Annotated in this window: 3 protein-coding genes; 1 reads left to right on the forward strand and 2 read right to left on the reverse strand. The window is 67.6% G+C overall.

Annotated elements, in window-relative coordinates:
• Positions 1 to 565 (forward strand): NAD(+)--dinitrogen-reductase ADP-D-ribosyltransferase (locus CKO35_RS17140; RefSeq protein WP_200177330.1); only part of this gene is annotated, 565 nt, incomplete at its 5' end.
• Positions 566 to 574: 9 nt separating this feature from the next.
• Here the strand turns inward: CKO35_RS17140 and CKO35_RS17145 are convergent.
• Positions 575 to 1,315 carry a glycosyltransferase gene (locus CKO35_RS17145; RefSeq protein ID WP_200177331.1) on the reverse strand — a complete coding sequence of 247 codons (741 nt, stop codon included), beginning with the start codon at positions 1,313 to 1,315 and terminating at the stop codon, positions 575 to 577.
• Positions 1,315 to 5,205, reverse strand: coding sequence for a phosphoribosylformylglycinamidine synthase (purL, locus tag CKO35_RS17150; protein ID WP_200177332.1), 3,891 nt, complete (start codon positions 5,203 to 5,205; stop codon positions 1,315 to 1,317). The genes CKO35_RS17145 and purL overlap by 1 nt, the downstream gene beginning before the upstream one ends.
• Positions 5,206 to 5,494 lie beyond the last annotated feature (289 nt).

The following is a 5,494-nucleotide window of genomic DNA, read 5'->3' on the forward strand; positions in this document are numbered from 1 at the left end:
GGGGGATGCCGGCGGGCGGGGACGGGCGGACTACCTGCGCACCCTTCGCGGCTGGTGGTTCAACCCGGACGGCCGGGAGGCGGCGGTCCTCAAGGGCTGGGCGGAATCCCGTTTCGGACTGATCACCCGTTTTCACCGCGAGCCCCTGCCGGATGCGGAGTCACTGGCCTATGGGCGGTTCATGCAGGAACGGGCGGGCGGGGTCTACAACACCAACGCCCTGGAATCACAACTGGACCTGCTGTACTCCTATACCCAGTACGAGCTGCGGCGGCGGACACCCGAGCGCACCCATCTCACCCTGTACCGGGGCGTGAACCGGCTGGCGGACCACGAGGTGCTGGCCCACCTGCCCGGTGGCGAGGCATTGGTGTTGTTGAATAACGTGAATGCCTTCAGCGCGGTGCGGGAACGGGCGGACGAGTTCGGGGACTACATCCTGACGGTGAAGGTGCCGACGGCCAAGATCTGCTGCTTCCAGGATCTGCTGCCGGGGCTGCTGCAGGGCGAGGGAGAGCACCTGGTGATCGGCGGGGTGTATCGGGTGAAGGTGAGCCTGATGTAGCAAAGCCCCTCAGGGCTTTTGTGTCGGCCTGCGGTACCAGAACCAGGTGAGGCGGCGGGAGCGCAGGGCAAAGGGCACCAGCAGCACCGTTGCGGTCACCAGAAAGTGCTGCCAGGGAGAAAACCACTGGGCCTTGCGCCCCGAGGTCCGCACCGTCGGTTCCGGCAGCACGTGAAACCGCTGCCCGCGGCGCCGCCCCCAGCGCTTGAGGCGGCGGGACAGGAACACCTCCTCCCCCGCATAGACCTTTTCACTGAAGCCGCCCACGGCCTGGAAGGCCTCCCGGGTACAGAAGACATAGCACCCGGCCACCAGCCCCAGTCTCAGGGACAGCCAGTTCCAGAACCGGCTCCCCAGACGATAGAACCCGTACTCCAGGTGGTCGAACTCCAGCCGGGCACCCCCGGCGCAGACCTCCCCCGAGGCCAGGGCGTCCAGGCTGGCCCGCAGCAGCGCCCGGGACGGCCAGGTATCGGCATCCACGAAGATCAGCCAGTGCCCCCGCGCCACCCCGGCCCCCGCATTGCGGGCGCTGGCGATACGACGCACCGGCTCATGCACCACGACGGCACCCGCCGCCCGGGCGATGTCGGGGGTGTCGTCGTCGGAATCGTTGTCGACGACGATGATTTCATACGACTCCGGCAGGCCATCACAGGCCTGCCGGAGGTTATCCAGGGTGCGCCCCAGCAGCTCGGCCTCGTTCCAGGCGGGAATGACGAGGGAGACCTGGGGGGCGGCCTTCGGCATCAGCCCACCCAGACCCGGGCATTTCTGAACATTCGCAACCACGGGCCGTCCTCGGCCCAGTCACGGGGATGCCAGGAATACTGCACGGTGCGGAACACCCGCTCCGGGTGGGGCATCATGATGGTCACCCGGCCGTCCTCCGTGGTCAGGCCGGTGATGCCCAGGGGCGAGCCGTTGGGGTTGGCCGGATAGAGCCGGGCCGGCTCGCCCCGGTTGTCCACGTAGCGCAGGGACACCAGCCCCGAGTCCATCACCCCTTCGGCCGAGTCGCCGCCGAAGTCCGCCCTGCCCTCGCCATGGGCCACGGCGATGGGCAGCCGGGAGCCTTCCATGCCCCTGAGCAGCACCGAGGGGCTGGGCATCACTTCCACCAGGGACAGCCGGGCCTCGAACTGCTCCGAGCGGTTGCGCTCGAAACGGGGCCAGTGACCGGCACCGGGAATCAGGTCCTTGAGCTGGGACAGCATCTGGCAGCCGTTGCACACCCCCAGGGAGAAGGTGTCCGGCCGGTGGAAGAAGGTCTGGAAGGCCTCCCGCAGGCGGGGGTTGAACAGGATGGAACGGGCCCAGCCGCCACCGGCGCCCAGCACGTCGCCGTAAGAGAAACCGCCGCAGGCCACCAGGCCGCGGAAGTCCGCCAGATCCACCCGACCCTCGATGAGGTCGGTCATGTGCACGTCCACGGCGGCAAAACCGGACAGGTGGAAGGCCGCGGCCATCTCCACCTGACCGTTCACCCCCTGCTCCCGCAGGATCGCCACCCGGGGACGGGTACCGGTCTGGATGAACGGCAGGGCCGGGTCCTCAGACGGGTCGAAGCCCAGCACCGGGGACAGGCCGGGGTCGCCGTCGTCGGCCAGCGCCTCGAAGGCCTCCCGGGCGCAGTCTGGATCATCCCGCAGGGCCTGCATGCGGTAGCTGGTTTCGGCCCAGCACTGGTACAGCTCGCCGCGGGGGGCCTGGAACAGGGTGTCGTGACCCCGGCGCAGGACGATGGCCTGGTCATCGTTGAGGGTGCCGATGACATGGCTGTGATGGCCCAGACCGGCGCCCTGGAGTACCGCCAGCACGTCTTCCACGGCGTCATGATGCACCTGCACCACCGCACCCAGCTCCTCGCAGAACAGGGCGGCGTGGTCGTCCTCGCCCAGGTCATCCAGATGGACGGTGACGCCGGTGCGGCCGGCAAAGGCCATCTCGCACAGGGTAGCCAGCAGCCCGCCGTCGGAGCGGTCGTGATAGGCCAGCAGGTAGCCCTCCCGATTGAGTTCCTGAATCGTGGTGAAGAAGCGCTTGAGCATGTCCGGATCATCCAGATCCGGGGCATGATGCCCCACCTGACCGAACACCTGGGCCAGGGCGGAACCGGCCAGACGGCGCTGGCCCTTGCCCAGGTCGATGAGGATCAGGTCGGTATCGCCCTGGTCAGTGACCAGCACCGGCGTGAGGGTGTTGCGCACGTCGCTCACCGGGGCAAAGGCGGAGATGATCAGGGACAGGGGCGCGGTCATCACCCGCTCCTCGCCGTCCTGTTGCCAGACCGTGCGCATGGACAGGGAGTCCTTGCCCACCGGAATGGCAATGCCCAGGCGGGGGCACAGTTCCTCTCCCACGGCCCTGACGGTGTCGAACAGGGCCGCGTCCTCCCCCGGATGACCCGCCGCGGCCATCCAGTTGGCGGAGAGGCGGATCAGGGACAGGTCGTCCACCGCCGCCGCGGCCATGTTGGTGATGGCCTCGCCGATGGCCATGCGGCCGGAAGCGGCGGGGTGCACCAGGGCGATGGGGGTCCGTTCCCCCATGGCCATGGCTTCGCCGGTGCAAGACCAGTAATCGCTGGCGGTGACCGCCACGTCCGCCACCGGCACCTGCCAGGGGCCGACCATCTGATCCCGGGTCACGAGCCCGGTCACGGTGCGGTCGCCGATGGTGATGAGGAAGGACTTGGAAGCCACGGCGGGCAGACGCAGTACCCGGCGCACGGCCTCCCCCAGATCCATGACCGAGGTATCCACCTCCGGTTTCTGGAAACTGCGATGATGCACGTCCCGAAGCATCTTCGGGGGCTTGCCCAGCAGCACTTCCATGGGCAGGTCCACGGGGTGATTGGCGAACAGGGCATCGCCCACCAGCAGACGCTGTTCGGCGGTGGCCGTGCCCACCACGGCAAAGGGCGCCCGCTCCCGTTCGCACAGGGCGGTGAAGGCCTCCAGGCGGCGGGTGTCGATGGCCAGGACGTAACGTTCCTGGGCCTCGTTGCACCAGATCTCCATGGGGGACAGGCCCGGCTCGTCGGAGGGCACGGTGCGCAGCTCGATGCTGCCGCCGCGGCCGGCGTCATTGAGGATCTCGGGGATGGCATTGGACAGGCCGCCGGCCCCCACGTCATGGATGGAGAGGATGGGGTTGTCCGCGCCCAGGGCGGTACAGCGGTCGATGACCTCCTGGCAGCGGCGCTCGATCTCCGGATTGCCCCGCTGCACGGAGGCGAAATCCAGTTCCAGGGCGCTCTCGCCGCTGGCCATGGAGGAAGCAGCGCCGCCGCCCAGACCGATGAGCATGGCCGGCCCGCCCAGCACCACCACGGGGGTGCCTTCCGGCAGGGCCAGCTTCTCCACGTGCTCGGCGCGGATGCTGCCCACACCGCCGGCGATCATGATGGGCTTGTGATAGCCCTTGAGTTCCGGCTCCCCGGCACCGGGCACCAGGGCCTCGTAGGTGCGGAAGTAGCCCGCCAGGGCGGGACGGCCGAATTCGTTGTTGAAGGCGGCGGCGCCGATGGGGCCGTCCAGCATGATCTGGCGAGCGGATTCGATGCGCTCGGGCTTGCCGAAGTCCTGTTCCCAGGGCTGCTCGAAACCGGGGATGCGCAGGTTGGAGACCGAGAATCCGGTCAGCCCCGCCTTGGGCTTGGAACCCCGGCCGGTGGCGCCCTCGTCACGGATCTCGCCGCCGGAACCGGTGGCCGCACCCGGGAACGGGGAGATGGCGGTGGGGTGGTTGTGGGTCTCCACTTTCATGATGATGGGCAGATCCAGCGGTTGATCCCGATATTCGCCGGTCACCGGGTCCGGGGTCAGGCGGCGGGCCTTGTGGCCCTGGATCACCGAGGCGTTGTCCCGGTAGGCGGAAAGGATGCCTTCCGGGGCATGGGCATGGGTATTGCGGATCATGGCAAACAGGGTCTTTTCCTGAGGCCTGCCGTCGATCACCCAGTCCGCATTGAAGATCTTGTGGCGGCAGTGTTCCGAATTGGCCTGGGCGAACATCATCAGCTCCACGTCGGAGGGATCCCGGCCCAGGGCCTCGTAGGCGTCGGCCAGGTACTCGATCTCGTCCTGGGTCAGGGCCAGGCCCAGTTCCCCGTTCACCCGGGCCAGGACACCATGGGGGTCGTCCCCCAGGGAGATCGTCCGCAGCGGTGCCGGCTCCGCATTGGAGAACAGGGCCACCGCCTCGTCTCGTTCATGCAGGACGGTTTCGGTCATGCGGTCATGGATCAGGGGCAGGATGCGCGCCAGGGCATCGGCATCCAGGGGGGTGTCGCTGTCGATCCACCAGGTGATGCCCCGCTCAATGCGCCTGACCACGCCGTCCAGGCCGCAGTTGCGGGCAATGTCGGTGGCCTTGCTGGACCAGGGGGAGATGGTGCCGATGCGGGGGACCGCCAGGATCAGCCGGCCCCGACCTTCGTCGGCGGTGCCGCCACCGTAGGTCAGCAACTGTTCCAGCACCCGGCGTTCCTGGGTACCCGGTTCCCGTTCCGTCTGCACGAAGTGCTCGAAACGGGCACTGACGCCGGTGATGGTCGGCACCGCTTGGCGCAGGGCCTCCAGCAGGCGTTGGCGGCGGAAGGTGGAGAGGGAAGGACTACCCGGCAGACACAGCATTGATGACCCCGAACTTACGGTGCGTAAAAGGGGCAATGATACTGCAAAGCGGCCGGGGACGGGGACGGAATCGCCCAGCCGAGAGAAAGCCCGGAAAGGTCTTTCAACCTCGATCTTCAAGGCGTCAAACGCTCGCGGTCGTAAAAAATCAGAGCCATGAGCGAATACTGTTCTGGTCAAGTCGCAGCGGACACGGATTAAGCAGCAACCGCTAAAAAATGTTGCTGAGGGGTGATGTACCCCAGGGACGAGTGGAGCCGGTCGCTGTTGTACTCCATCTCGATGTACT

It is taken from the genome of Ectothiorhodospira shaposhnikovii, assembly GCF_016584105.1.
Taxonomy (GTDB): Bacteria; Pseudomonadota; Gammaproteobacteria; order Ectothiorhodospirales; family Ectothiorhodospiraceae; genus Ectothiorhodospira; species Ectothiorhodospira shaposhnikovii.